This is a genomic window from Kosakonia sp. S42 (assembly GCF_016624785.1).
GTDB lineage: Bacteria > Pseudomonadota > Gammaproteobacteria > Enterobacterales > Enterobacteriaceae > Kosakonia > Kosakonia cowanii.
In genome coordinates this window covers 46,925-71,565 of record NZ_JACVTW010000002.1, presented here as the reverse complement: position 1 = coordinate 71,565, position 24,641 = coordinate 46,925, and the positions used below count along the sequence as shown (strand labels likewise).

The window sequence follows — 24,641 nt, the reverse complement described above, 5'->3', positions numbered from 1 at the left end:
TTAGTTTTTTACATGGAGGAGGTGTCATGACACAGCTTGAGTTTCTCCGTCGTCGCCAGACTTTACTGGCGCAGATGGTTCCGGGTAGCGCGGCGTTGATCTTTGCCGCGCCGGAAGCGACCCGCAGCGCAGACAGTGAATACCCCTATCGCCAGAACAGCGATTTCTGGTATTTCACCGGTTTTAACGAGCCGGAAGCGGTGCTGGTGCTGATCAAAAGCGATGACACCCACAACCACAGCGTGCTCTTCAACCGCGTGCGCGACAAAACCGCTGAAATCTGGTTTGGTCGCCGCCTCGGTCAGGAGGCCGCACCGGAGAAGCTCGGCGTCGATCGCGCGCTGGCGTTCCCGGAGATTGACGAGCATCTCTATCAGTTGCTCAATGGCCTTGATGCGGTCTACCACGCGCAGGGCGAATACGCTTACGCGGATACCATCCTCTTTGCTGCGCTCGACAAGCTGCGCAAAGGCTCGCGCCAGAATCTTAAAGCGCCCGCCACGCTGACCGACTGGCGGCCTATCGTGCATGAGATGCGCCTGTTTAAATCCGCTGAAGAGATTGAAGTGCTGCGCCGCGCGGGCGAAATTTCCGCGTTGGCCCACACCCGCGCGATGCAGGTGTGCCGCCCGGGCATGTTTGAGTATCAGCTGGAAGGCGAAATTCAGCATGAGTTCAACCGCCACGGCGCGCGCTTTCCCTCCTACAACACCATTGTGGGCGCAGGCGAAAACGGCTGCATCCTGCACTACACCGAGAACGAAAGCGAAATGCGCGCGGGCGATCTGGTGCTGATTGACGCGGGCTGCGAATACAAAGGCTATGCTGGCGATATCACCCGCACCTTCCCGGTCAGCGGCAAATTCACCCCGGCGCAGCGTGAGATTTACGACATTGTGCTCGCCTCGCTGGAACGCGCGCTTGAGCTGTTCCGCCCTGGCACCTCAATTCAGGAAGTGACTGGCGAAGTGGTGCGCATCATGGTGAGCGGGCTGGTGAAGCTCGGCATTCTGCAGGGCGACGTTGATGAGCTAATCGCGAAAAGCGCTCACCGCGCCTTCTTTATGCATGGCTTAAGTCACTGGCTGGGGCTGGATGTGCATGATGTCGGCGTTTACGGCCAGGATCGCTCCCGCGAGCTGGCGCCCGGCATGGTGCTTACCGTTGAACCGGGGCTCTACATCGCGCCGGATGCCGACGTGCCGGAGAAGTATCGCGGTATCGGCATTCGCATCGAAGATGACATTGTCATCACCGACAACGGCAACGAGAACCTGACCGCCAGCGTAGTCAAAAAAGCCGATGAGATTGAAGCCCTGATGGCGAAGGCGCGCGCATGAGCGTGATCATCGTTGGCGGCGGCATGGCTGGCGCAACCCTTGCGCTGGCGATTTCACATCTGACGCAGGGCAAGCTTGCCGTTCATCTGGTGGAAGCGAACGCGCCCGGCGCGCAGGATCACCCCGGTTTTGACGCGCGTGCTATCGCGCTGGCGGCAGGCACCTGCCAGCAGCTGGCGCATATCGGCGTCTGGCAGGCGCTTGCCTCCTGCGCAACGCCCATCTCAACCGTACACGTCAGCGATCGCGGCCATGCCGGTTTCGTCACGCTGACGGCGGAAGAGTACCGGCTTGATGCGTTAGGCCATGTGGTTGAGCTGCACGATGTCGGGCAGCGGCTCTTTAAGCGGCTGCAAAACGCGCCGGGCGTTACGCTTCACTGCCCGGATCGCGTCGATCGCTTTACCCGCAGTGAAGAGCAGGTGACGGTGACGCTGCAAAGCGGCAAGCAGCTCACCGGCGAACTGCTGGTGGCGGCAGACGGCTCGCGCTCATCGATTGCCGGGCAGCTCAATATCAACTGGCAGCAGTCGCCTTATGACCAGGCGGCGGTGATTGCCAATGTCACCACCTCCGTAGCCCATCAGGGGCGCGCCTTTGAGCGCTTTACTGAACATGGCCCGCTGGCGATGCTGCCGATGTCGCAGGGGCGCTCTTCGCTGGTGTGGTGTCACCCGCGTGAAAAACAGCAGCAGGTGGCGAGCTGGTCAGACGAACAGTTTTGCGATGAGTTGCAAAAAGCCTTCGGCTGGCGTCTTGGCCGCATCCTGCATGCCGGGAAGCGCAGCGTCTACCCGCTGGCGCTCTCCACTGCCAGCTCATCCGTCTCCCATCGCGCCGTGCTGGTGGGAAATGCGGCGCAGACGCTGCATCCGATTGCCGGGCAGGGCTTCAACCTTGGCATGCGCGATGTGATGACGCTGGCGGAAACCCTTTCGCACGCCTTTATCGAACAGAGTGATGTGGGAAGCTATCCGCTGTTGCTACGTTATAACCAGCGTCGGCAGGCAGATAAAGCTGCCACCATCGGCGTGACGGATGGGCTGGTGCATCTTTTCGCCAACCGCTGGGCGCCGCTGGTCGTTGGGCGCAACCTCGGGTTGATGGCGATGGAACTATTTACCCCGGCGCGTGATGCGCTGGCGCAACGAACCCTCGGTTGGGTCGCCCGTTAAGGAGCTAAGAGTGCAGAGTGTTGATGTTGCGATTGTCGGCGGCGGCATGGTGGGTCTGGCATTAGCCTGCGGCCTGCAAGGGAGCGGGCTGCGCGTGGCGGTGCTGGAACAAACGGTTCCCGAGCCGCAGGCTGCGGATGCCCCTCCGGCGCTACGCGTCTCGGCGATTAACGCCGCCAGTGAAAAATTGTTGACCCACCTCGGCGTCTGGTCAAACATCGTTGCCGGGCCAGTCGGCTGCTATCACGGCATGGAAGTGTGGGAGAAAGACAGCTTCGGGCGCATCTCCTTTGACGATCTGAGCATGGGTTACAGCCATCTGGGCTACATCATTGAGAACACGCGCATTCACCACGCGCTGTGGGAGCAGGCGCAGCAGTGCAAAGATGTCACGCTGATTGCGCCAGCCGAGTTGCAGCAGGTCGCCTGGGGAGAGAATGAAGCGTTCCTGACCCTGAAAGAGGGCACCATGCTGACGGCACGTCTGGTGGTGGGGGCTGACGGCGCTAACTCGTGGCTGCGCAACCGTGCGGATATTCCGCTCACTTACTGGGATTATCACCATCACGCGCTGGTGGCGACGATCCGCACCGCCGAGCCGCACCAGGCTGTCGCGCGCCAGGTTTTCCATAATGATGGCATCCTCGCGTTTCTGCCGCTGAACGATCCGCATCTTTGCTCGATCGTCTGGTCGCTGCCGCCGGAGCAGGCGAAGGCGATGCAGGAGACCAGCCCTGAGGCGTTCAACCAGGCGCTGACCGTGGCCTTCGATAACCGCCTCGGTCTGTGCGAACTGGAGAGCGAACGCCACACTTACCCGTTAACCGGGCGTTATGCGCGGCAGTTTGCCGGGCATCGGTTAGCGCTGGTGGGCGATGCGGCGCACACCATCCATCCTTTAGCAGGCCAGGGCGTTAACCTCGGCTTTATGGATGTCGCCGAGCTGATTGCTGAGCTGCGTCGTTTGAGCCGCGACGGCAAAGATATCGGTCAGCATCTCTACCTGCGCCGCTATGAGCGCAGCCGTAAACATAGCGCCGCGATGATGCTGGCGAGCATGCAGGGTTTTCGCGAACTGTTTGCCGGTGCGCATCCGGCGAAAAAGCTGCTGCGCGATATCGGGCTGAAACTGGCTGATACGCTTCCTGGCGTTAAACCGCAGTTATTGCGTCAGGCTTTAGGGCTTAACGATCTGCCGGAGTGGTTACGTTAACTGCGTCACACTTTCCCTTCCCGGCCCCGGGAAGGGAAGCTCCCCTCTCATTTGAAATATTCTAATTTCACCCTCATTCTCAGATTAGTTTTTCTCATGTCGTTAATTTTAGCTCACGCGCTTTTTTGCTTTTAACTGGCAGTAAATGCTAATTACCTGCCCAATAAGCGCGCAGAAGTGATCTCTTATCCGCGTGTTGCAGGGATTTTTCGCTATATTCCACTGCGGTTATCTCAGGGCATTTTGGTCATAAGCTAATGTGATGACCGGTTTTTCCTTATGGTTAAGCGCATCTTTCGGTGATAAGTTCAGGCCAAAGAGAACGTTTGCGTCACCGCCTGTAACAGGGCATCGACACGCTTTTTTGCCGCCGGAAAGGCGTTGCGAAAAACGTGATAGCTCAGCGTATTCGATGAGGAAAAGATGGCTCAGCAGACCCCTTTATTTGAACAACATACTCAATGCGGCGCCCGCATGGTCGACTTCCACGGCTGGATGATGCCCCTGCATTACGGCTCGCAGCTTGATGAGCACCACGCGGTGCGCACCGACGCTGGCATGTTTGATGTCTCTCACATGACCATCGTTGACCTGAAAGGCAGCCGGACCCGCGAATTTCTGCGCTATTTGCTGGCAAATGATGTAGCGAAGTTAACCAAGCCCGGCAAAGCGCTCTACAGCGGTATGCTTAATGCCTCGGGCGGCGTGATTGATGATTTGATCGTCTACTACTTCACCGAAGATTTCTTCCGCCTCGTTGTTAACTCCGCCACCCGCGAAAAAGACCTCTCCTGGATTTCCCAACACGCCGAACCTTATAGCATCGACATCACCGTGCGCGACGACCTCTCGCTGATCGCGGTGCAGGGCCCGCATGCGCAGGAGAAAGCCGCCAGCCTGTTTACCGACGCGCAGCGCGAAGCAGTCTCTGGCATGAAACCCTTCTTCGGCGTGGAAGCGGGCGACCTCTTTATTGCCACCACCGGTTACACCGGTGAAGCCGGGTATGAAATTGCCCTGCCGAATGAAAAGGCCGCCGACTTCTGGCAAGGCTTGCTGAATGCGGGCGTAAAACCCTGCGGGCTCGGCGCGCGCGATACGCTGCGCCTGGAAGCGGGCATGAACCTTTACGGGCAGGAGATGGATGAAGGCGTCTCGCCGCTGGCGGCCAACATGGGCTGGACCATCGCCTGGGAGCCGCAGGATCGCGACTTTATCGGACGTGATGCCCTTGAGCAGCAGCGCGAAAAAGGCACCGAACAGCTGGTTGGCCTGGTGATGACCGAAAAAGGCGTACTGCGTAATGAACTGCCGGTGCACTTTACCGATGCGCAGGGCAATGTGCAGAAAGGGGTGATCACCAGCGGCACCTTCTCGCCGACCCTTGGCTACAGCATTGCGCTGGCCCGTGTTCCGGCAGGGATCGGTGAGACCGCCGTGGTGCAGATCCGCAACCGCGAAATGCCGGTCAAAGTGACCAAACCTGTTTTTGTGCGCGCCGGCAAAGCGGTCGCGTAACGTTATTTTTCTGGAGAGAAAACAATGAGCAATGTACCAGGCGATCTGAAATACAGCAAAGAACACGAGTGGCTGCGTAAAGAAGCGGACGGTAGCTACACCGTTGGTATCACCGAGCATGCGCAAGAGCTGCTGGGCGATATGGTGTTTGTTGACCTGCCGGACGTCGGCACCACCGTTAGCGCTGGCGATGACTGCGCCGTGGCGGAGTCGGTAAAAGCGGCATCCGATATTTATGCACCGATTGGCGGTGAAATCGTTGCGGTCAACGACAGCCTGAATGACTCGCCGGAGCTGGTGAACAGCGCGCCGTATGGTGAAGGCTGGATCTTCAAAATCAAGGCCAACGATGAGGCAGAAGTCGAAGCGCTGTTAGACGCAACCGGCTACAGCGCCCTGTTAGAAGACGAATAATGGTGTGCCGGATGGCGCGACGCGTCTCCGGCCAACCTTTACGTCCATCAACAGGCCGGTGAAGCGTCACGCTTTCCGGCAAGCCAGATCTTCGTTTTATCTATTACCGCACGTTTCAGGAACCCTCGCTCATGACTCAGACTTTAAGCCAGCTTGAACATCACGCCGCGTTTATCGGCAGGCATATTGGCCCGGACACCACGCAACAGCAGGAGATGCTGAACAGCGTTGGTGCAGAATCGCTCGACGCGCTGATCGGGCAGATCGTGCCGAAAGATATTCAGCTCGCCGCACCGCCGCAGGTGGGGGAGTCCACCACCGAATATGCCGCGCTCGCTGAACTGAAAACCCTGGCCCGCCGTAACAAGCGCTTTAAGTCTTACATTGGCATGGGTTACACCGCCGTGCAGCTGCCGCCGGTGATCCTGCGTAATATGCTGGAGAACCCGGGCTGGTACACCGCTTACACTCCTTATCAGCCGGAAGTGTCGCAGGGGCGTCTTGAATCCCTGCTCAATTTCCAGCAGGTCACGCTCGATCTGACCGGCCTTGATATCGCCTCCGCTTCGCTGCTGGATGAAGCGACCGCCGCCGCTGAAGCGATGGCGATGGCAAAACGTGTCAGCAAACTGAAAGGCGCGAACCGCTTCTTCGTCGCAGCCGACGTCCATCCGCAAACGCTGGATGTGGTGCGCACCCGTGCGGAAACCTTCGGCTTTGAGGTGATTGTCGATGAGGCGGAGAAAGCCCTCGATCACCAGGATCTCTTTGGCGTGCTGCTTCAGCAGGTGGGTACCACCGGCGAAGTGCACAACTACAGCGCGCTGATTGCCGAGTTAAAATCACGCAAAATCGTGGTCAGCGTTGCCGCCGACCTGATGGCGCTGGTGCACCTGACCGCGCCGGGCAAGCAGGGTGCCGATATTGTTTTCGGCTCCGCGCAGCGCTTCGGCGTGCCGATGGGCTATGGCGGCCCGCATGCCGCCTTCTTTGCCGCGAAAGATGAGTTCAAACGCTCGATGCCGGGGCGCATTATCGGCGTCTCTAAAGACGCGGCCGGTAACACGGCGCTGCGCATGGCGATGCAGACCCGCGAGCAGCATATTCGCCGCGAGAAAGCTAACTCCAATATTTGTACTTCGCAGGTGCTGCTGGCCAATATCGCCAGCCTCTATGCGGTGTTCCACGGCCCGGAAGGGCTGAAACGCATTGCCGGGCGTATCCATCGCCTGACCGACATTCTCGCTGCTGGCCTGCAGCGCGGCGGCCTGAAACTGCGCCACGCGCACTATTTCGACACGCTCTGCGTTGAAGTTACGGATAAAGCCGCAGTGTTAGCGCGTGCGGAAGCCCATGAAATTAACCTGCGCAGCGACATTCTCAACGCCGTAGGCATTACGCTGGATGAAACCACTACCCGCGACGATGTGCTGGCGCTGTTCAGCGTTCTGCTCGGCGACGCACATGGCCTTGAGATCGACGCGCTGGATAAAGAGGTGGCCCTCGACAGCCGCTCTCTACAGGCTGAGATGGTGCGCGACGATGCGATCCTTACCCACCCGGTGTTCAATCGCTACCACAGCGAAACCGAGATGATGCGCTATATGCACTCGCTGGAGCGCAAAGATCTGGCGCTCAACCAGGCGATGATCCCGCTCGGCTCCTGTACCATGAAGCTTAACGCCGCAGCGGAGATGATCCCGATCACCTGGCCGGAATTTGCGGAACTGCACCCGTTCTGCCCGCCGGAGCAGGCGGAAGGTTATCACCAGATGATCGCGCAGCTCTCCGACTGGCTGGTGAAACTCACCGGTTACGATGCGCTCTGTATGCAGCCGAACTCCGGCGCACAGGGCGAATACGCCGGTCTGCTGGCGATCCGCCACTATCACGAAAGCCGCAATGAAGGGCATCGCGATATCTGCCTGATCCCAAGCTCAGCTCACGGCACCAACCCGGCTTCGGCGCAGATGGCGGGCATGCAGGTGGTGGTTGTAGCCTGCGATAAGAATGGCAACATCGATCTGGCCGATCTGCGCGCGAAAGCGGAGCAGGCGGGCGAGAACCTCTCCTGCATTATGGTGACCTACCCGTCAACGCACGGCGTCTATGAAGAGACGATCCGCGAAGTGTGCGAAGTGGTGCATCAGTTCGGTGGCCAGGTTTATCTCGATGGCGCGAACATGAACGCGCAGGTCGGCATCACCTCGCCGGGCTTTATCGGCGCAGATGTGTCGCACCTCAACCTGCATAAAACCTTCTGTATCCCGCACGGCGGCGGCGGCCCGGGCATGGGGCCGATTGGCGTCAAAGCGCATCTGGCACCGTTTGTTCCGGGTCACAGCGTGGTGCAAATTGAAGGCATGCTGACGCGTCAGGGCGCGGTTTCCGCCGCACCGTTTGGCAGTGCATCGATCCTGCCGATCAGCTGGATGTATATCCGCATGATGGGGGCCGAGGGGCTGAAAAAGGCGAGCCAGGTGGCGATCCTCAACGCCAACTATATCGCCAGCCGCCTGAAAGAGGCCTTCCCGGTGCTCTACACCGGCCGTGATGGACGCGTGGCGCATGAGTGCATTCTCGATATTCGCCCGCTGAAAGAGGAGACCGGCATCAGCGAGCTGGATATCGCCAAGCGCCTGATTGACTACGGATTCCATGCGCCGACCATGTCTTTCCCGGTTGCCGGTACGCTGATGGTTGAACCAACAGAGTCTGAAAGCAAAGTCGAACTGGATCGCTTTATCGACGCGATGCTGGCGATCCGTGCTGAGATCGAGCGCGTGAAACAGGGCGAATGGGCGCTGGAGGATAACCCGCTGGTCAATGCGCCGCACACCCAGCATGAACTGGTGAGCGATTGGAACCACGCCTACAGCCGCGAGCTGGCAGTCTTCCCGGCGGGCGCGGTAAACAAATACTGGCCGACCGTGAAACGCCTTGATGATGTTTATGGCGACCGTAATCTTTTCTGCTCCTGCGTGCCGATGAGCGAATATCAATAATCGCTTGATCACACTATCTTTTAAGGGCGCTTCGGCGCCCTTTCTATTTGGGAGAAGAGCATGGCAATTGCCTTAGTGAGCGGCGCAAGCCGGGGTATCGGTCGCGCCACCGCGCGGTTACTGGCACAAGAGGGCTACACCGTGGCAGTCAATTATCATCGCCAGCGCGACGCCGCCGATGAGGTGGTGGCAGAGATCCTGGCCCGGGGCGGCAAGGCGTTTGCGGTGCAGGCGGATATCAGCGATGAAAGTCAGGTTGAGGCGATGTTTGCGCGTATTGACGAAGAGGGGCTGCCGCTGACCGCGCTGGTCAATAACGCCGGTATTCTGTTTCAGCAGAGCCGTGTTGAATCGCTTAGCGCGGCGCGCATCAACCAGGTGCTGGCGACCAATGTGACGGGCTATTTCCTCTGCTGTCGCGAAGCGGTAAAGCGCATGTCGACGCAGCATGGCGGGCAGGGCGGCGCGATTGTGAATGTTTCGTCAGCTGCGGCAAGGCTTGGGTCGCCGGGAGAGTATGTTGATTATGCGGCGTCAAAAGGGGCGGTGGATACGTTAACCACCGGTCTGTCGCTGGAAGTCGCGGCAAGCGGCATCCGCGTGAACGGCGTGCGTCCGGGGTTTATCTATACGGAGATGCATGCCAGCGGCGGCGAGCCGGGACGCGTCGATCGCGTCAGCAGCGCCATTCCGATGCAGCGCGGCGGGCAGCCGGAAGAGGTGGCGCAGGCGATTGCCTGGCTGTTAAGCGATAAAGCCTCCTATGTGACAGGAAGCTTTATCGATCTGGCCGGGGGAAAGTAGCGTTTTTTATGCCTGATGGCGCTTCGCTTATCAGGCCTACAAATCGAATGCAGCTCAACGCTCTTGTAGGCCGGATAAGGCGTAGCCGCCATCCGGCAACGCCTCAATCGATCACACGTTCTCGCCGTTGCTGGCGATCACTTCTTTGTACCAGTTAAAGCTCTTCTTGCGTGAGCGCGACATATCGCCGGTGCCGTCGTCGTGCTTGTTCACGTAGATAAAGCCGTAGCGCTTGCTGTACTGGCCGGTGGTGAAGGAGACGCAGTCAATGCAGCCCCACGGGGTGTAACCCATCAGATCCACGCCATCATAGGTGACGGCTTCGACCATCTCTTTCACATGCGCGCGCAGATAATCGATGCGGTAATCATCGTTAATGCTGCCATCCTCTTCGACTTTGTCGTACGCGCCAAAGCCGTTTTCAACGATAAACAGCGGTTTCTGGTAGCGCTCATAGAGCTCGCAAAGAGCGTAGCGCAGGCCAACCGGGTCAATCTGCCAGCCCCAGTCGGAGGCTTTCACATGCGGGTTCGGCACGCTGCCCTGGAAACCGGAGAGCGCATCACCCGAGCCGCCTTCGGCTTTTACCGCGTTGGTCATGTAATAGCTGAAGCCCAGGTAGTCGCAGCACCCTTCGCGCAGGATCGCTTCATCACCGGCTTCCATTTTGATGTTAAAGCCGCGACGCTCCCACTCGTTAAGTACGTAGGAGGGGTAGTAACCGCGCAGCTGAACATCGGTAAAGACATAACGCTCGCGCATTGATTCCTGCGCATACATCACATCTTCAGGCTTACAGGAGAAGGGATAGAGCGGCACCATCGCCAGCATGCAGCCAATCTGCATCGACGGGTTAATGCGGTGACCAATCTTCACCGCCATCGCGCTGGCGACAAACTGGTGATGCAGCACCTGGTACATCGTCTCTTCCGGGTTTTCGTGGTCGGTATAGACCACGCCGGAGCAGCAGTAGCCGAACAGCGGCGCGCGCCAGTTGCGCTGGTTGTTGATCTCGTTGAAGGTCATCCAGTATTTGACCTTGTTCTTGTAGCGCTCAAACACCACTTCGGCGAAACGCACAAAGAAATCAACCACTTTACGGTTGGTCCAGCCGCCGTACTCCTGCACCAGGTGCAGCGGCATCTCAAAGTGAGAGAGGGTAATGACCGGCTCGATGTTGTACTTCAGCAGCTCATCAAACACATCGTCGTAGAACTTCAGACCCTCTTCATTGGGCTGCAACTCATCGCCCTGCGGGAAGATGCGGGTCCAGGCAATTGAAGTTCGGAAACATTTGAAGCCCATCTCGGCAAAGAGTTTGATGTCCTCTTTGTAATGACCATGAAAATCAACGGCCTCATGGTTCGGGTAGTATTTTCCCGCTTCCACTTGCGACGTGATTTCACGCGGAACGCCGTGTGCGCCGCCGGTCAGTACGTCGCAGATGCTCGGGCCTTTGCCGCCTTTATTCCAGCCGCCTTCTACCTGATGCGCGGCAACGGCGCCGCCCCACAAGAAATCTTTCGGTAAGGTCAATTTTTTCATCGTTGCTCTTCTCGTCATATTGGCTGCCAACGAGTCTAGCAAAGGGGAAATGAATGTCACGATATAACAAATTGCCGCTGCGGTAATTTGTTACACCGAAAAAACACCCTGTTTTTTTATGCTATTTTCTTCGCCAGTTTACGCCCCAGCGACTCGAGAATATAAACCACCGGGATTTGCGTCGTAATATCGTACCCGCCGGAAATACGCATTTGCGGCACGTGCCAGGAGATATTGTAATCCGCCAGTTTCGCCAGACGGGAATGTTCATGGCTGGTAATCGAGAGAACTTTGCAGTGATGCAAACTGAACTGGCTGGCAAAACGCAGGATCTCCTCAGTTTCGCCGGAGACAGAGAGCACAATTGCCAGCGCGTTTTTTGCCATATCATTAGTCACCGGGAAATAGGGGTCGTCGATATGGTTACTGAATTTGCCAATATTTGAGAAAAATCGTGCGCCATATTTCGCCAGCGCCCCTGAAGTGCCCGCTCCGACGAAGATAATACGCTCGGAGGATAATATGATGTCGACGGTGCTATCGAGTAATTTATCGAATTCGTCGTTATTAACGCTTTTAAAAAAGCTGATTACTTCGCTGGCACCGAAATTAGCCTGCGGCGGCTCGTTCTGCTCCAGATACAATTTAAAGCGCACGCGAAATTCCGAATACCCCTCGCAGTTAAGCTTGCGGCAAAAGCGCAGCACCGTGGTGGTTGAGACGCCCGCCGCATCGGCCAGTTCGCGGATCGTCATGTACATCACTTTGTCGCGGTTTTTGACCACAAAGTTGTAGACCATCATCTCCAGGGTGTTGAGGCTGGCGATGGCGGAGTGGGTAAACATCGTCACGGCGGTGTCCTTTGCTGCTGATAATGTAGCCAGCCCTTGTCGAGCCTGCCTGCAAATGTGCCTCATGCTGCCACAACTGCGGCTCGCGCGCCCCGACTTTTAGCCGATCCGCAGGCAGTGGGGTATGGATAGGCGAAATATTTTAGCGTACAGGTGTGCACTGGAATTATTCTCAGTTACTCTAGTAGCGCAACGTTTTTGAGTTCTCCTGGAGTTACCTATGGTCAAAAAACCATTAATCGCAAAGGGATATACACTGGCAGAGGAGATTGCCAACAGCATCAGCCACGGTATCGGGCTGGTGTTCGGGATTGTCGGGCTGGTGCTGCTGCTGGGACAAGCAGTTGACGCCCATGCCAGCACCCTTGCCATCACCAGTTACGCGCTTTATGGCGGCAGCATGATCCTGCTGTTTCTGGCGTCGACGCTCTATCACGCCATTCCGCATCCCCGCGCCAAAATATGGCTGAAGAAATTTGACCACTGCGCCATCTATCTGCTGATTGCGGGTACCTACACGCCGTTCCTGCTGGTCGGCCTGGATTCACCGCTGGCACGCGGGCTGATGGTGGTTATCTGGGGCCTCGCGCTGCTGGGCATCCTGTTTAAGCTGACGATCGCGCACCGCTTTAAGGTGCTGTCACTGGTCACCTACCTGGCGATGGGTTGGCTCTCGCTGGTGGTGATTTACCAGCTTGCCACGCGTCTTTCACCGGGCGGCGTCACGCTGCTTGCCGTGGGCGGCCTGATCTACTCGCTTGGCGTCATTTTTTACGTCTGTAAACGTATTCCCTACAACCATGCCATCTGGCACGGCTTTGTCCTTGGCGGGAGCGTCTGCCACTTCCTCGCCATCTATCTTTACGTCGGCCAGATTTAAACCCTGCGTGGTGGCCGGGCGGGCAGATGCCTTGCCCGGCTCAGAACCGCTTACTCTTCGAGCGAGTAGGGCAGCGGCGCAATGCTCAACGTATTAGCATCCTCGCGCACGCGGAACACGCTGTCCGGCTCCATATCATTATTCATCACCACCTGAACAATCACGCGGCCGTCATCCAGCTGCGCGGCAGCCAGTACGGTGCCGGTACGACGCCAGTTGTCGCCCATCTTACGCTCGAGATCTTCTCCCGCTTCCGGAACGCGGCTGGCGGTTCCTGCCAGGTACCACAGCGCGCGTTTATTGGCTCCGCGGAATTTTGCTCGCGCCACCATCTCCTGGCCGGTATAGCACCCTTTCTTAAAGCTGATGCCGCCCAGCGCCTGCAGGTTGGTCGCCTGCGGAATAAACTGCGCGACATTCGCTTCATCAATGACCGGCAGACCCGCTTCGATATTCAGTGCCAGCCACTGCTGGCTGTTATTGAGCTGAGCTTCGCCGCGCAGCTTCTCGGTGACCATTTCGGCCGTGGCGGCATCGGTCACTAACAGGAAGCGTTCAGCGGGATGAGCAAACCACAGCAGCGTGGTTTCACCCTCCTGCACGACCTGATTTTCGCTCTCCGGCAGGGTGGAGAAGAGATTCGCCAGCGCGGCCCGCGCCTGGAAACCGGCCACACCAAGCAGAACGCGCTCGTCGTCCGCAGCGATAGTCACTTTGGAGAAGACGGCATATTTTTTCAGCTCGCGCAGCTGGGTTTCACGCACGCTGCGACGCAACAGCCACGCGAACCCCTCTTTATCGTGGAACAACCGCATATTGCTCCACATTTTGCCTTTAGAATCACAGTGCGCCGCCAGCAGATGCTGATTGGCCGCCAGTGTCGAGACATCTGCCGTCACCTGGCCCTGCAGATACTTCTCGCTATCGGCCCCGGTAATGGTTGCCAGCGCCCAGTCATCGAGCGTCATAAGCGTCAGCGGCAGACGTGAAGAAGCGGTCGGCTGGCGCGGAGGAAAAGGAGTAAAAGCCATATTAATGTCCTGATTAGCTTAACGCTGTGTTGGGTGTTAATGGTAAAAGAGCCGGTGTCCATTGCAAGCGATAAAGCATGCGATTTGTGCCATTGTGATGGCATTGCGAGATATTACGCAGCGGAATGAAATCGTTGCAGAGAAGGCGAATTATTCTGGAAGCCAGCCCGTGCAGTGAAATATTCCGCAAAAGATATATTAAAAACACGTTACAATGTGCCCATCATGCCGAACAGGGAGATACACATGGATATTACTAACAAGGCCCGTATTCACTGGGCGTGCCGTCGCGGAATGCGCGAGCTCGATATTTCCATCATGCCTTTTTTCGAACATGAGTACGATTCGCTAAGCGATAATGACAAACGTCTCTTTGTCCGCCTGCTGGAAAATGATGATCCCGATTTATTTAACTGGCTTATGAACCACGGCAAGCCACAGGATGCGGAGTTGCAAAGAATGGTGCAGTTAATCCAGACACGGAATCGGGATCGTGGTCCTGTGGCAATCTGAGTTACGCGTCTCCTGGCGCGCACAGTGGCTCTCCTTATTGCTCCATGGATTCGTAGCCGCACTCATCTTGCTGATGCCCTGGCCGCTGAGCTACACGCCGGTATGGCTGCTGCTGCTTTCGCTGGTGGTGTTTGACTCCGTACGGAGCCAACGGCGCATCAACGCCTGTCATGGCGAGATTAAGCTGCTGATGGATTCCCGCCTGCGCTGGCAGGGCGAAGAGTGGGATATTGTCGGTACGCCCTGGATGCTGCGTAGCGGGATGATGCTGCGTTTGCGTCGCGAAGAAGATGGGCGTCGGCAGCATCTCTGGCTGGCATCAGACAGTATGGATGCGCAGGAGTGGCGCGATCTGCGCCGGATGATTTTACAAAAACCGGCGCAGGGTCTGCACTAAAGGCTTTATCGCAGGGATCAGGCGAAGCGCTCTGCCATCTCTGTCAGGATCTGCTCGCACCAGGCTTCGAGGCGCGCGTCGCTCAGGTCATACTGGTTGGTCTCATCCAGCGCCAGGCCGACAAACAGCTGCCCGTCGGCAATAACCGGTTTGTTGCTGGTAAACTCGTAGCCTTCGGTTGGCCAGTAGCCGACGAAGCTAACGCCTTTCGGTGCCAGCTTGTCATGCAGCATGCCCAGCGCGTCGAGGAACCATTCGCCGTAGCCGAGCTGGTCGCCCATACCGTAGAGCGCCACAATTTTGCCATCAAGGTTGAGCGTGTCGAGCGTCTCCCAGACGGCCTCCCAGTCTTCCTGCAGTTCGCCAAAATCCCAGGTCGGAATGCCGAGGATCAGCGCATCGTACTGCTCCATCAGGGCGGGAGCATCGTCTTTCAGGTTGTGTAGCGTGACCAGTTCCGGCCCGATGATGTCGCGAATTTTCTCCGCCGCCATTTCGGTGTAGCAGGTGCTGGAACCATAAAACAGACCAATATTCATAACGTAAACATCTCGGTTCTTGATGTGTCTTTGCACGCAGTGTACCAGAATCAGGTCTCAATCAGGCATAATGCAGCGATTGAGAGAAGGAGAGGGCGGATGGAAGAAGATCTCGCACGTATCGAACAATTTCTTGATGCGCTCTGGCTGGAGAACAACCTGGCGGAAAACACCCTCAGCGCCTATCGTCGCGATCTGAAGGGGGTCGTGGAATGGCTTCATCATCGGGGCAGCAGTCTGGAGCGCGCGCAGAGCGATGAGCTACAAGCGCTGCTCGCCGAACGCGTCGAAGGCGGTTATAAAGCCACGAGTTCGGCGCGTCTGCTGAGCGCCGTGCGGCGTTTTTTCCAGTATCTCTATCGCGAAAAGCTGCGCCAGGATGACCCGAGCGCTCAACTGGCCTCCCCTAAGCTGCCGCAGCGCCTGCCGAAAGACTTAAGCGAAACGCAGGTTGGGCGGTTGTTGCAGGCGCCGGTGGTTGACCAACCGCTGGAGTTACGCGATAAAGCCATGCTTGAGGTGTTGTATGCGACCGGTCTTCGCGTGACGGAGCTGGTGGGGCTGACGATGAGTGATATCAGCCTGCGCCAGGGCGTGCTGCGGGTTATCGGTAAAGGCAACAAAGAGCGCCTGGTGCCGCTGGGCGAAGAGGCGATCTACTGGGTTGAGCACTATCTTGAATATGGGCGTCCGTGGCTACTTAACGGTGCTTCGATCGATGTGCTGTTCCCGAGCCAGCGCGGCCAGCAGATGACGCGCCAGACCTTCTGGCATCGCATCAAGCACTACGCGGTGCTTGCGGGGATCGACAGCGAAAAGCTCTCGCCCCACGTCCTGCGTCATGCTTTTGCCACGCATCTGCTCAACCACGGCGCGGATCTGCGCGTGGTGCAGATGCTGCTGGGGCACCAGGATCTCTCGACAACGCAAATTTACACGCATGTCGCCACCGAGCGGCTGCGCAAGCTTCATCAACAGCACCACCCGCGGGCGTGAGTGCTGACAATCTAAGGATCTGTTATGAAAAAAGGTTTAATCATGTTCACCCTGCTGGCTGCGTTCACTGGCGCGGCCCATGCCGATGATGCGGCGATTAAGCAGTCGCTGGCGAAGCTGGGTGTACAGAGTTCCGACATCATGCCCGCTCCCGTTGCCGGAATGAAAGCCGTGATGACCAACAGCGGCGTGCTCTATGTCACTGAAGATGGCAAACATATTATTCAGGGGCCGATGTATGACGTCAGCGGCGCGCAGCCGGTCAACGTCACCAGCAAAATGCTGCTGCCGCATCTCAACGCGCTGGAAAAAGAGATGATTGTCTACAAAGCGCCGCAAGAGAAGCACGTCATCACCGTCTTTACCGACATCACCTGCGGCTACTGCCAGAAGCTGCACAGCGAAATGGCCGACTACAACGCACTGGGTATTACCGTGCGTTACCTCGCCTTCCCGCGCCAGGGCGTGCCGAGCGAGGTGGAAAAAGAGATGAAGGCGATTTGGTGCGCGAAAGATCCGAAGAAAGCCTTTGATGATGCGATGGCGGGCAAAGGCGTTAAGCCTGCGAGCTGCGATATCAGCATCGCTAACCACTACGCGCTGGGCGTGCAGTTTGGCGTAAACGGTACGCCAGCCATTGTGCTGAACGATGGCTACGTTGTGCCGGGCTACCAGGCACCCGCCGAGATGAAAGCCTTCCTCGACCAGCACCAGAAAGCGACGGGCGGTAAGTAATTCCCGTGAAAGCTGAGATACAACTTCGCCGCCGTGAGGTGGATGACGCGGCAGTGCTGGCGGATTCGCTCCCGCCGCTACTGCGTCGCTTATATGCCAGCCGCGGCGTAAAGAGCGACCGCGATCTGGAACGCAGCGTAAAAGGGATGCTTCCCTGGCAGCAGCTGACCGGCATCGATGATGCGGTTATGCACCTCTACAACGCCATGCGCGAAGGGCTGCGCATTATCGTGGTCGGGGATTTTGACGCCGACGGCGCAACCAGCACCGCGTTAAGCGTGCTGGCGCTGCGCTCGTTGGGCTGCGACAACGTCAGCTACCTGGTGCCGAACCGCTTTGATGATGGCTACGGCCTCAGCCCGGAAGTGGTCGATCAGGCCCATGCCCGCGGCGCGCAGCTGATCCTGACCGTGGATAACGGCATCTCCTCCCATGCGGGCGTTGCCCGTGCGCATGAATTGGGTATTCCGGTTGTCGTTACCGATCACCATCTGCCCGGCGACACGCTGCCCGAGGCCGAGGCGATTGTTAACCCCAACCTGCGCGACTGCGACTTCCCGTCGAAATCGCTGGCAGGTGTCGGCGTCGCCTTCTATCTGATGCTGGCGCTGCGTGCCTTTCTGCGCGACAACGGCTGGTTTGAGGCGCGCGGCATTGCGATGCCAAACCTTGCTGAGTTGCTCGATTTGGTGGCGCTGGGCACGGTGGCGGACGTTGTGCCGCTGGATGCCAATAACCGTATTTTGACCTGGCAGGGGCTGAGCCGTATTCGCGCCGGCCGCTGTCGCCCAGGTATTAAAGCGCTGCTTGAGATTGCCAACCGCGAGGCGCACAAGCTGGCGGCAAGCGATCTCGGCTTCGCGCTCGGCCCGCGCCTCAATGCCGCCGGGCGTCTGGATGATATGTCCGTCGGCGTAGCGCTGCTGCTGTGCGACAACCTTGGCGAAGCGCGCCAGCTGGCAAGCGATCTCGATGCGCTCAACCAGACGCGCAAAGAGATTGAACAGGGCATGCAGGCGGAAGCGCTAACCCTGTGCGAGCAGCTTGAGCGCAGCAGTGAGACGCTGCCCGGCGGGCTGGCGATGTACCATCCCGAGTGGCATCAGGGCGTGGTCGGCATTCTGGCGTCGCGCATTAAAGAGCGCTTTCATCGCCCGGTTATCGCCTTTGCGCCCGCCGGTGAAGGCGTGCTGAAAGGCTCCGGGCGCTCCATTCAGGGGCTGCATATGCGCGATGCGCTGGAGCGGCTCGACACGCTCTACCCCGGCATGATGCTGAAGTTCGGCGGCCACGCGATGGCGGCCGGATTAACGCTTGAAGAGGCCAATTTTGACGCCTTCCAGCAGCGCTTTGGCGATCTGGTCACCGAGTGGCTCGACCCGGCGCTGCTGCAGGGTGAAATTCTCTCCGACGGGCCGCTTAGCGCCCAGGAGATGACGCTTGAAGTGGCAGAGATGCTGCGCGAGGCGGGCCCGTGGGGGCAGATGTTCCCGGAACCGATGTTCGACGGCGAGTTTCGCCTGTTGCAGCAGCGGCTGGTGGGCGAGCGGCATTTAAAAGTGATGCTGGAGCCGGTTGGCGGCGGTCCGCTGCTCGACGGGATCGCCTTTAACGTCGATACCGCCATCTGGCCGGACAACGGCGTACGGCAGGTGAAAATCGCTTATAAACTCGATGTTAACGAGTTTCGCGGCAACCGTAGCGTGCAGCTGATCATCGAAAACCTCTGGCCACTTTAGCGCCACTATTCGCTACAAATAAGGGCATAGATCCGGTAGAATCTCGCCCTTATCACCGCTTTTTGACAAGTCCAATAAAAGAAAACAGACCATGTTTGAAATTAATCCGGTAAAAAATCGCATTCAGGACCTCACGGAGCGCTCCGACGTTCTTAGGGGGTATCTTTGACTATGACGCCAAGAAAGAGCGTCTGGAAGAAGTAAACGCCGAGCTGGAACAGCCGGACGTATGGAATGAGCCAGAGCGCGCACAGGCGCTCGGCAAAGAGCGCTCCTCGCTCGAAGCTATCGTTGAGACGCTGGATCAGATGCGCCAGGGGCTGGAAGATGTTGCGGGCCTGCTGGAACTGGCCGTTGAAGCCGACGATGAAGAGACCTTCAACGAGGCCGTCGCCGAGCTGGACGGGCTGGAAGAGAAGCTGGCGCAGCTTGAATTCCGCCGCATGTTCTCCGGCGAGTACGACAGCGCCGACTGCTACCTCGATATTCAGGCCGGCTCCGGCGGTACCGAAGCGCAGGACTGGGCCAGCATGCTGACGCGCATGTATCTGCGCTGGGCCGAAGCACGCGGCTTCAAAACCGAAATCATCGAAGAGTCCGAAGGTGAAGTGGCGGGGATCAAATCCGTTACCATCAAGATCATTGGTGATTACGCCTACGGCTGGCTTCGTACCGAAACCGGCGTGCACCGTCTGGTGCGTAAAAGCCCGTTTGACTCCGGCGGCCGTCGCCACACCTCGTTCAGCTCCGCGTTTGTCTACCCGGAAGTGGATGACGATATCGATATCGAAATCAACCCGGCTGACCTGCGTATCGACGTTTACCGTGCCTCCGGCGCGGGCGGTCAGCACGTTAACCGTACTGAATCCGCGGTGCGTATTACCCACATTCCGACCGGGTTGGTCACGCAGTGCCAGAATGACCGCTCTCAGCATAAAAACAAAGACCAGGCCATGAAGCAGATGAAAGCGAAGCTTTATGAGCTGGAGATGCAGAAGAAAAATGCCGAGAAGCAGGCGATGGAAGATACCAAGTCCGACATCGGCTGGGGCAGCCAGATCCGTTCTTATGTCCTGGATGACTCCCGCATCAAAGATCTGCGCACCGGGGTTGAAACCCGCAACACGCAGGCGGTGCTGGACGGCAGCCTGGATCAATTTATTGAAGCAAGTTTGAAAGCAGGGCTATGAGGAACCAACATGTCTGAACAACAAGCACAGGGCGCTGACGCGGCAGTCGATCTTAATAATGAACTGAAAACCCGCCGTGAGAAGCTGGCGCTGTTGCGCGAGCAGGGCGTTCCGTTCCCGAACGACTTCCGTCGTGACCAGACCTCTGACAAGCTGCACGCCGAATTCGACGGCAAAGAGAATGAAGAGCTGGAAGCGCTCGGCATCGAAGTTGCCGTTGCGGGTCGTATGATGACGCGCCGCATTATGGGCAAAGCCTCCTTTGTCACGTTGCAGGATGTGGGCGGTCGTATTCAGCTCTATGTTTCCCGTGACGATCTGGCGGAAGGCATCTACAACGAGCAGTTCAAAAAGTGGGATCTCGGCGATATCCTCGGCGCGCGCGGCAAGCTGTTCAAGACCAAGACCGGCGAGCTGTCGATCCACTGCACCGAGCTGCGTCTGCTGACCAAAGCCCTGCGCCCGTTGCCGGACAAGTTCCACGGCCTGCAGGATCAGGAAGCGCGCTATCGTCAGCGCTACCTTGATCTGATCGCTAACGAAGAGTCACGCAACACCTTCAAAATTCGCTCTCGCATCATGGCCGGCATTCGCCAGTTCATGGTCAACCGCGACTTTATGGAAGTGGAAACCCCGATGATGCAGGTGATCCCGGGCGGTGCCTCTGCGCGTCCGTTTATCACCCATCACAACGCGCTCGATCTCGACATGTACCTGCGTATCGCGCCGGAGCTTTATCTCAAGCGTCTGGTGGTCGGCGGCTTCGATCGCGTGTTCGAAATCAACCGTAACTTCCGTAACGAAGGCATCTCCGTACGCCATAACCCAGAGTTCACCATGATGGAGCTCTATATGGCGTATGCGGATTATAAAGATCTGATCGAGCTCACCGAATCCCTGTTCCGTACGCTGGCGCAGGATATTCTCGGCACCACCGAAGTGCCTTACGGCGAGCAGGTGTTCGACTTCGGCAAGCCGTTTGAGAAGCTGACCATGCGCGAAGCGATCAAGAAGTACCGTCCGGAAACCGAGATGGGCGATCTGGATAACTTCGACAGTGCGAAAGCGATTGCTGAAAGCATCGGTATCAAAGTTGAGAAGAGCTGGGGTCTGGGCCGTATCGTGACCGAGATCTTTGAAGAAGTGGCGGAAGCGCACCTGATTCAGCCGACCTTCATCACCGAATACCCGGCAGAGGTCTCTCCGCTGGCGCGCCGTAACGACGACAACCCGGAAATCACCGACCGCTTTGAGTTCTTTATCGGCGGCCGTGAAATCGGTAACGGCTTTAGCGAGCTGAACGATGCTGAAGATCAGGCCAAGCGTTTCGCCGACCAGGTGGCAGCGAAAGACGCGGGCGATGACGAAGCGATGTTCTATGACGAAGACTATGTCACCGCGCTGGAGCATGGTTTGCCGCCGACGGCGGGTCTGGGCATCGGTATCGACCGTATGGTAATGCTGTTTACCAACAGCCACACCATCCGCGACGTGATCCTCTTCCCGGCGATGCGTCCGGTTAAATAACCGCTAATCGCCAGAAGCCCCGACGTTCACGCGCCGGGGCTTTTTTATTGCCCTGTGAAAGGGTTGGCATCCCACGTATGGCTGCTATGATATGTCGCCAGTTAATTTATTCGAGGAATGGTTTTGCGCGCAGGACGCCTGATGAAAAACCCATTTTGCATGGTCATATGCCTGGCATTTTCGCTGCTGCTGGCGGGCTGTGCGGGGAATAATTCAACCGGAAGCTACGCAGGCGCGACCTACACGGTCAAGCGCGGCGATACCCTGTACCGCATTTCGCGCATCACCGGTACCAGCGTAAAAGAGCTGGCGAGCATGAACGGCATTTCGCCGCCCTACACCATCGAAGTGGGGCAGCGGCTGAAGGTGAAAGGGGCGTCGAAAGGCTCCTCCTCCTCCGGCAAGCTGGCGAAAGCGCGGCCTTCTTCGTCGGTGCCGCAAGCCTCCTGGCCGCCCGTTGGGCAACGCTGCTGGCGCTGGCCGACCAGCGGGAAAGTGATCCTCACCTATTCCAACTCTGATGGCGGTAATAAAGGTATTGATATCGCCGGGGCGCGCGGGCAGCCGATCTACGCCGCCGGTGCCGGGAAAGTGGTCTATGTCGGCAGCCAGCTGCGCGGCTATGGCAACCTGATCATGATTAAGCACAGCGAAGATTACATCACCGCCTATGCGCACAATGAGACGCTGCTGGTGAATAACGGCCAGAGCGTTAAATCCGGGCAGAAGATTGCCACCATGGGCAGCAGCGACGCCGACTCCGTGCGTCTGCACTTCCAGCTGCGCTATCGCGCGACGGCCATCGATCCGCTGCGCTACTTACCGCCGCAGGGCAGCGTACCGAAGTGTTAATCTGCGCGCTAACAGGCGAGAAATTAACCTGTTAGCGCATCGGTGGGTTGTCAGACGCGATGTAAGGTCTATAATGCCTGAGCACTTCGAAAGCGGGCGTAGTTCAATGGTAGAACGAGAGCTTCCCAAGCTCTATACGAGGGTTCGATTCCCTTCGCCCGCTCCAGTCCTTTAAAAGTCTTATGACTCAACGAGTTAGATCTAAGGCAATGTGACCAAAGCACCGCTATTTACCCTGATAGTTGCCGCGATTTTTTGAACGGTGAACAGGGCGTTTAGCAAAGCGCTGGCGGTCGTTCCACTGGTCATCCCGCGATAGCCCAACATGAACTGAAAGCCGCACACACGGCACGATTCCCTGAGACTTACAGCGAGGCGCATTTCGCCCGATGCTCCTTTATGCCACGCGTCGAGATGATGTTGCAGGGGATAAACAGGTTTATGGTGATTTCGTACCTGCGAACGATATGCAGGCTCTGTCTCTGTCTGGCTCACGGTTCCTTAGCGATACACGAGCGCCCTGATAAACCCCGCTGTCTGACATAACCCTGATGATGTCGCTGCGCTCCGCTTGATGTTGTATCACCAATCGGGCATTAGGCTTGCTTTTCCTGCCGTCTGGACTGGCTTAAAAATAGGCTATAACATTGGCAACATAAATCTATCAAGGAGATGGAAAAATGAGCACCAGAGCGGAGATAAAGGATGGGGAGCAGTTTGACGTTTTGCGCAGGGGGATCGTTTATACTGAGGTGCTTGGCTGGGTTGACATGGGGCATGCTCGTGGTAGTGATATCATGGAGCTTAAAAGCCAGTTTATCGCGGGGGAGCGTAGCGGTAAGCCTTCCTACATAGTGATGTATCGGCAGGATATGCACTTTGTGAAATTCAATTCACAATTCGGCGTAGGCAAGTTCTCTCGTTGGGAGATTAAACGTGGCCGGAGTACCGAAGACATTAACAGAATCATGCTGGCGATGATGATGAACACAGCAGCTCGATTTGAAGGCTTACAAAGCCTACGAGCTTTCTCTTGGTACACTGATAGTGGCTTTAGTGGTGAAGACTTGGTTTCTGATCTGTTCGGATTCCATCGAGCTATCATGCCGGGACGGTACGGCTACCGCCTTAAACCTGTCAGTTATGATGCCGCTGTTCGTCGCTGGGATCATTACGGTGCTATTGGTTCCCATAAAAATCATGGTTTCCGTCCGATTCTGTTCCCTGACCCGGAAGATCCGTGTGTGCGTCACCAGCCGTATACGGTGAACCTACCGCATTTTATGACATGTCTGAGGCCGTGGGACGATCTTACCTCTGGTGTTGTCAAAGTTATTACAGACAATGGAATGTCACTTGGTTACACAAAGGTGAAGTGATGATTTGTAAATTCTTTAAATGGAGCGTCTTGGTATTAATTACGGTTGTTATCCTCTGCTGGCTATTTGTCTATTTTGTTGCATCCGGTATCAATGAAGCTACCACATACACTGAAAATGATTATTTCAATTATCACTCCCTGACTGATAAAGATATTGAAAAGGCTCCGCGTATATCGAACGATTATTACTTTGAGTCGCACCCCGGAGATGGATACGCCCCGTCAAGCACGATCATTTTTAGGGGAGTATCTGACGTCGGGGTATTGAGGGCTTATTTGACTAAGCTGGGCTACACCAGACAGAAAGGCGGTTCGAAGGAGGCGGAGATATGGATGAAGCCTGAGCAGATGAATAGTGATCTCTTTTACCTGCGCTTTGATGCTGCTACTGGTGAAGCAGAACTAACTAAGGAACTGAATAACTGAATGTCCGCTACTGGTTGAACCGACCCGGCATGATTGATAGTCTGAGATTAATCCTAATGCTAAAATCGGGCCGGACATGGGCTACGGCAAAAAAAAAGACGCAGGGAAGCGCCAGAATGTCGAACTCCAGCAGCGGTTGGATGAGCTGGAGTTGACACCAGAGCAACGGGCTTTTATCGAATCCATGATGGAGGATGAAGAAAGCACCGATACTGAACCTCACCGGTAGGGGGATGATGACCAGCCGTAAGCTCTGAATCCTTTTATGCTGGCAGCGGTTGCGGAGATGGATCGTGATCTGCTGATTGAGCGGACCCAAGCGGGTTTGTCGCGGTCAAAAGTCGAAGGGAAGAAGCTGGGAAGACCGTCCAAAGTCGCCACAGAAGCCCGTAGATCGATTATCGAGAAAAAGAATATTGGAAACAGTGTCAGTGCTTTAGCGCGTAAATACGGCGTTTCTAGAGCAACGATAGTGGCTATTGTTTGAGTTATTGAATGGGTTATTTTATGTGGCTGCTAGCTGACAGCTATTGCAATAAGTAATCGATAGCCGTCAGCGATTATTTAAGT

At 57.0% G+C, this 24,641-nt stretch carries 23 protein-coding genes, 1 tRNA gene and 1 pseudogene; 21 read left to right on the top strand and 4 right to left on the bottom strand.

The window, feature by feature from the left end; genetic code table 11:
- Window positions 1–26 precede the first annotated feature (26 nt).
- The 7 genes from pepP to IAE50_RS03755 all read left to right on the top strand — a co-directional run bounded on the left by pepP (window position 27) and on the right by IAE50_RS03755 (window position 9,469).
- Complete coding sequence (pepP, locus tag IAE50_RS03785; RefSeq protein ID WP_200579612.1) at window positions 27–1,340, top strand: Xaa-Pro aminopeptidase; 1,314 nt, start codon at window positions 27–29, stop codon at window positions 1,338–1,340.
- Entirely contained in the window at window positions 1,337–2,515 is a 1,179-nt protein-coding gene (gene ubiH, locus IAE50_RS03780) for a 2-octaprenyl-6-methoxyphenyl hydroxylase (protein WP_200579611.1), read from the top strand. The genes pepP and ubiH overlap by 4 nt, the downstream gene beginning before the upstream one ends.
- A 10-nt stretch (window positions 2,516–2,525) precedes the next feature.
- The gene (gene ubiI / locus IAE50_RS03775) at window positions 2,526–3,728 is read left to right on the top strand and encodes an FAD-dependent 2-octaprenylphenol hydroxylase (protein WP_200579610.1); all 1,203 of its coding nucleotides are present in this window, start codon (window positions 2,526–2,528) and stop codon (window positions 3,726–3,728) included.
- Window positions 3,729–4,151: 423 nt separating this feature from the next.
- Window positions 4,152–5,246 (top strand): glycine cleavage system aminomethyltransferase GcvT, encoded by a 1,095-nt coding sequence (gcvT, locus tag IAE50_RS03770; protein ID WP_042718311.1) that lies wholly within the window; start codon window positions 4,152–4,154, stop codon window positions 5,244–5,246.
- A 24-nt stretch (window positions 5,247–5,270) separates the two neighbouring features.
- Window positions 5,271–5,660, top strand: a complete 390-nt coding sequence (gene gcvH / locus IAE50_RS03765; protein ID WP_023481002.1) for a glycine cleavage system protein GcvH — start codon at window positions 5,271–5,273, stop codon at window positions 5,658–5,660.
- Window positions 5,661–5,791: 131 nt separating this feature from the next.
- Window positions 5,792–8,665 carry an aminomethyl-transferring glycine dehydrogenase gene (gene gcvP / locus IAE50_RS03760; RefSeq protein WP_200579609.1) on the top strand — a complete coding sequence of 958 codons (2,874 nt, stop codon included), beginning with the start codon at window positions 5,792–5,794 and terminating at the stop codon, window positions 8,663–8,665.
- A gap of 60 nt (window positions 8,666–8,725) precedes the next feature.
- Window positions 8,726–9,469 (top strand): SDR family oxidoreductase, encoded by a 744-nt coding sequence (locus IAE50_RS03755; protein WP_200579608.1) that lies wholly within the window; start codon window positions 8,726–8,728, stop codon window positions 9,467–9,469.
- Window positions 9,470–9,580: 111 nt separating this feature from the next.
- Here IAE50_RS03755 and IAE50_RS03750 read toward each other — a convergent pair whose 3' ends face one another.
- Both IAE50_RS03750 and IAE50_RS03745 read right to left on the bottom strand, forming a co-directional pair.
- The gene (locus IAE50_RS03750) at window positions 9,581–11,014 is read right to left on the bottom strand and encodes a 6-phospho-beta-glucosidase (protein WP_042718305.1); all 1,434 of its coding nucleotides are present in this window, start codon (window positions 11,012–11,014) and stop codon (window positions 9,581–9,583) included.
- Window positions 11,015–11,130: 116 nt separating this feature from the next.
- The gene (locus tag IAE50_RS03745; RefSeq protein WP_023481032.1) at window positions 11,131–11,859 is read right to left on the bottom strand and encodes a MurR/RpiR family transcriptional regulator; all 729 of its coding nucleotides are present in this window, start codon (window positions 11,857–11,859) and stop codon (window positions 11,131–11,133) included.
- 226 nt (window positions 11,860–12,085) lie between these two features.
- On the opposite strand from IAE50_RS03745, the gene IAE50_RS03740 reads away from it, so the two are divergent.
- Window positions 12,086–12,745: a hemolysin III family protein gene (locus IAE50_RS03740; RefSeq protein WP_200579607.1), complete on the top strand. Its 660-nt coding sequence runs from the start codon at window positions 12,086–12,088 to the stop codon at window positions 12,743–12,745.
- A gap of 50 nt (window positions 12,746–12,795) precedes the next feature.
- On the opposite strand, the gene ygfZ is transcribed toward IAE50_RS03740, so the two are convergent.
- Complete coding sequence (gene ygfZ / locus IAE50_RS03735; RefSeq protein ID WP_200579606.1) at window positions 12,796–13,776, bottom strand: tRNA-modifying protein YgfZ; 981 nt, start codon at window positions 13,774–13,776, stop codon at window positions 12,796–12,798.
- A 246-nt stretch (window positions 13,777–14,022) separates the two neighbouring features.
- Between ygfZ and sdhE the strand changes: the two genes are divergently transcribed.
- Window positions 14,023–14,289: an FAD assembly factor SdhE gene (gene sdhE, locus IAE50_RS03730; RefSeq protein WP_200579605.1), complete on the top strand. Its 267-nt coding sequence runs from the start codon at window positions 14,023–14,025 to the stop codon at window positions 14,287–14,289.
- Complete coding sequence (locus IAE50_RS03725; protein WP_054803578.1) at window positions 14,270–14,686, top strand: protein YgfX; 417 nt, start codon at window positions 14,270–14,272, stop codon at window positions 14,684–14,686. The genes sdhE and IAE50_RS03725 overlap by 20 nt, the downstream gene beginning before the upstream one ends.
- 17 nt (window positions 14,687–14,703) lie before the next feature.
- On the opposite strand, the gene fldB is transcribed toward IAE50_RS03725, so the two are convergent.
- On the bottom strand, window positions 14,704–15,225 hold the full coding sequence (gene fldB / locus IAE50_RS03720; protein WP_094422004.1) for a flavodoxin FldB: 522 nt from the start codon (window positions 15,223–15,225) through the stop codon (window positions 14,704–14,706).
- A 99-nt stretch (window positions 15,226–15,324) separates the two neighbouring features.
- On the opposite strand from fldB, the gene xerD reads away from it, so the two are divergent.
- The 11 genes and pseudogenes from xerD to IAE50_RS03665 all read left to right on the top strand — a co-directional run.
- On the top strand, window positions 15,325–16,221 hold the full coding sequence (xerD, locus tag IAE50_RS03715; protein ID WP_023480693.1) for a site-specific tyrosine recombinase XerD: 897 nt from the start codon (window positions 15,325–15,327) through the stop codon (window positions 16,219–16,221).
- A gap of 24 nt (window positions 16,222–16,245) precedes the next feature.
- On the top strand, window positions 16,246–16,956 hold the full coding sequence (gene dsbC, locus IAE50_RS03710) for a bifunctional protein-disulfide isomerase/oxidoreductase DsbC (RefSeq protein WP_042718296.1): 711 nt from the start codon (window positions 16,246–16,248) through the stop codon (window positions 16,954–16,956).
- Window positions 16,957–16,961: 5 nt separating this feature from the next.
- Window positions 16,962–18,695 (top strand): single-stranded-DNA-specific exonuclease RecJ, encoded by a 1,734-nt coding sequence (gene recJ / locus IAE50_RS03705; protein WP_200579604.1) that lies wholly within the window; start codon window positions 16,962–16,964, stop codon window positions 18,693–18,695.
- Window positions 18,696–18,786: 91 nt separating this feature from the next.
- Window positions 18,787–19,885 (top strand): peptide chain release factor 2 gene (gene prfB, locus IAE50_RS03700; RefSeq protein ID WP_124967331.1). Its coding sequence is split into 2 segments (ribosomal slippage): window positions 18,787–18,861 and window positions 18,863–19,885, totalling 1,098 coding nucleotides; the frame shifts between segments, so codons are not numbered across the junction.
- 9 nt (window positions 19,886–19,894) lie between these two features.
- Window positions 19,895–21,412, top strand: a complete 1,518-nt coding sequence (gene lysS, locus IAE50_RS03695) for a lysine--tRNA ligase (protein WP_076769171.1) — start codon at window positions 19,895–19,897, stop codon at window positions 21,410–21,412.
- Window positions 21,413–21,529: 117 nt separating this feature from the next.
- Window positions 21,530–22,264, top strand: a complete 735-nt coding sequence (gene actS, locus IAE50_RS03690) for an amidase activator ActS (RefSeq protein WP_200579603.1) — start codon at window positions 21,530–21,532, stop codon at window positions 22,262–22,264.
- A 92-nt stretch (window positions 22,265–22,356) separates the two neighbouring features.
- Window positions 22,357–22,430 (top strand) — tRNA-Gly (locus IAE50_RS03685).
- A gap of 514 nt (window positions 22,431–22,944) precedes the next feature.
- Window positions 22,945–23,643 (top strand): hypothetical protein, encoded by a 699-nt coding sequence (locus IAE50_RS03680; protein WP_200134955.1) that lies wholly within the window; start codon window positions 22,945–22,947, stop codon window positions 23,641–23,643.
- Entirely contained in the window at window positions 23,643–24,071 is a 429-nt protein-coding gene (locus tag IAE50_RS03675; protein ID WP_232045215.1) for a hypothetical protein, read from the top strand. The genes IAE50_RS03680 and IAE50_RS03675 overlap by 1 nt, the downstream gene beginning before the upstream one ends.
- Before the next feature lie 76 nt (window positions 24,072–24,147).
- Entirely contained in the window at window positions 24,148–24,300 is a 153-nt protein-coding gene (locus tag IAE50_RS03670) for a hypothetical protein (RefSeq protein WP_200134956.1), read from the top strand.
- A 36-nt stretch (window positions 24,301–24,336) separates the two neighbouring features.
- Window positions 24,337–24,558 (top strand): annotated as a pseudogene (locus IAE50_RS03665) (recombinase family protein); the annotation flags it as partial.
- Window positions 24,559–24,641 lie beyond the last annotated feature (83 nt).

Coding starts and splice junctions, on each gene's coding strand:
- pepP (WP_200579612.1), top strand. CDS start 27: ATGACACAGCTTGAGTTTCTCCGTCGTCGCCAGACTTTACTGGCGCAG.
- ubiH (WP_200579611.1), top strand. CDS start 1,337: ATGAGCGTGATCATCGTTGGCGGCGGCATGGCTGGCGCAACCCTTGCG.
- gcvT (WP_042718311.1), top strand. CDS start 4,152: ATGGCTCAGCAGACCCCTTTATTTGAACAACATACTCAATGCGGCGCC.
- gcvH (WP_023481002.1), top strand. CDS start 5,271: ATGAGCAATGTACCAGGCGATCTGAAATACAGCAAAGAACACGAGTGG.
- gcvP (WP_200579609.1), top strand. CDS start 5,792: ATGACTCAGACTTTAAGCCAGCTTGAACATCACGCCGCGTTTATCGGC.
- IAE50_RS03755 (WP_200579608.1), top strand. CDS start 8,726: ATGGCAATTGCCTTAGTGAGCGGCGCAAGCCGGGGTATCGGTCGCGCC.
- IAE50_RS03750 (WP_042718305.1), bottom strand. CDS start 11,014: ATGAAAAAATTGACCTTACCGAAAGATTTCTTGTGGGGCGGCGCCGTT.
- IAE50_RS03745 (WP_023481032.1), bottom strand. CDS start 11,859: ATGTTTACCCACTCCGCCATCGCCAGCCTCAACACCCTGGAGATGATG.
- IAE50_RS03740 (WP_200579607.1), top strand. CDS start 12,086: ATGGTCAAAAAACCATTAATCGCAAAGGGATATACACTGGCAGAGGAG.
- ygfZ (WP_200579606.1), bottom strand. CDS start 13,776: ATGGCTTTTACTCCTTTTCCTCCGCGCCAGCCGACCGCTTCTTCACGT.
- sdhE (WP_200579605.1), top strand. CDS start 14,023: ATGGATATTACTAACAAGGCCCGTATTCACTGGGCGTGCCGTCGCGGA.
- fldB (WP_094422004.1), bottom strand. CDS start 15,225: ATGAATATTGGTCTGTTTTATGGTTCCAGCACCTGCTACACCGAAATG.
- xerD (WP_023480693.1), top strand. CDS start 15,325: ATGGAAGAAGATCTCGCACGTATCGAACAATTTCTTGATGCGCTCTGG.
- dsbC (WP_042718296.1), top strand. CDS start 16,246: ATGAAAAAAGGTTTAATCATGTTCACCCTGCTGGCTGCGTTCACTGGC.
- lysS (WP_076769171.1), top strand. CDS start 19,895: ATGTCTGAACAACAAGCACAGGGCGCTGACGCGGCAGTCGATCTTAAT.
- actS (WP_200579603.1), top strand. CDS start 21,530: ATGGTTTTGCGCGCAGGACGCCTGATGAAAAACCCATTTTGCATGGTC.
- IAE50_RS03680 (WP_200134955.1), top strand. CDS start 22,945: ATGAGCACCAGAGCGGAGATAAAGGATGGGGAGCAGTTTGACGTTTTG.
- IAE50_RS03675 (WP_232045215.1), top strand. CDS start 23,643: ATGATTTGTAAATTCTTTAAATGGAGCGTCTTGGTATTAATTACGGTT.
- IAE50_RS03670 (WP_200134956.1), top strand. CDS start 24,148: ATGGGCTACGGCAAAAAAAAAGACGCAGGGAAGCGCCAGAATGTCGAA.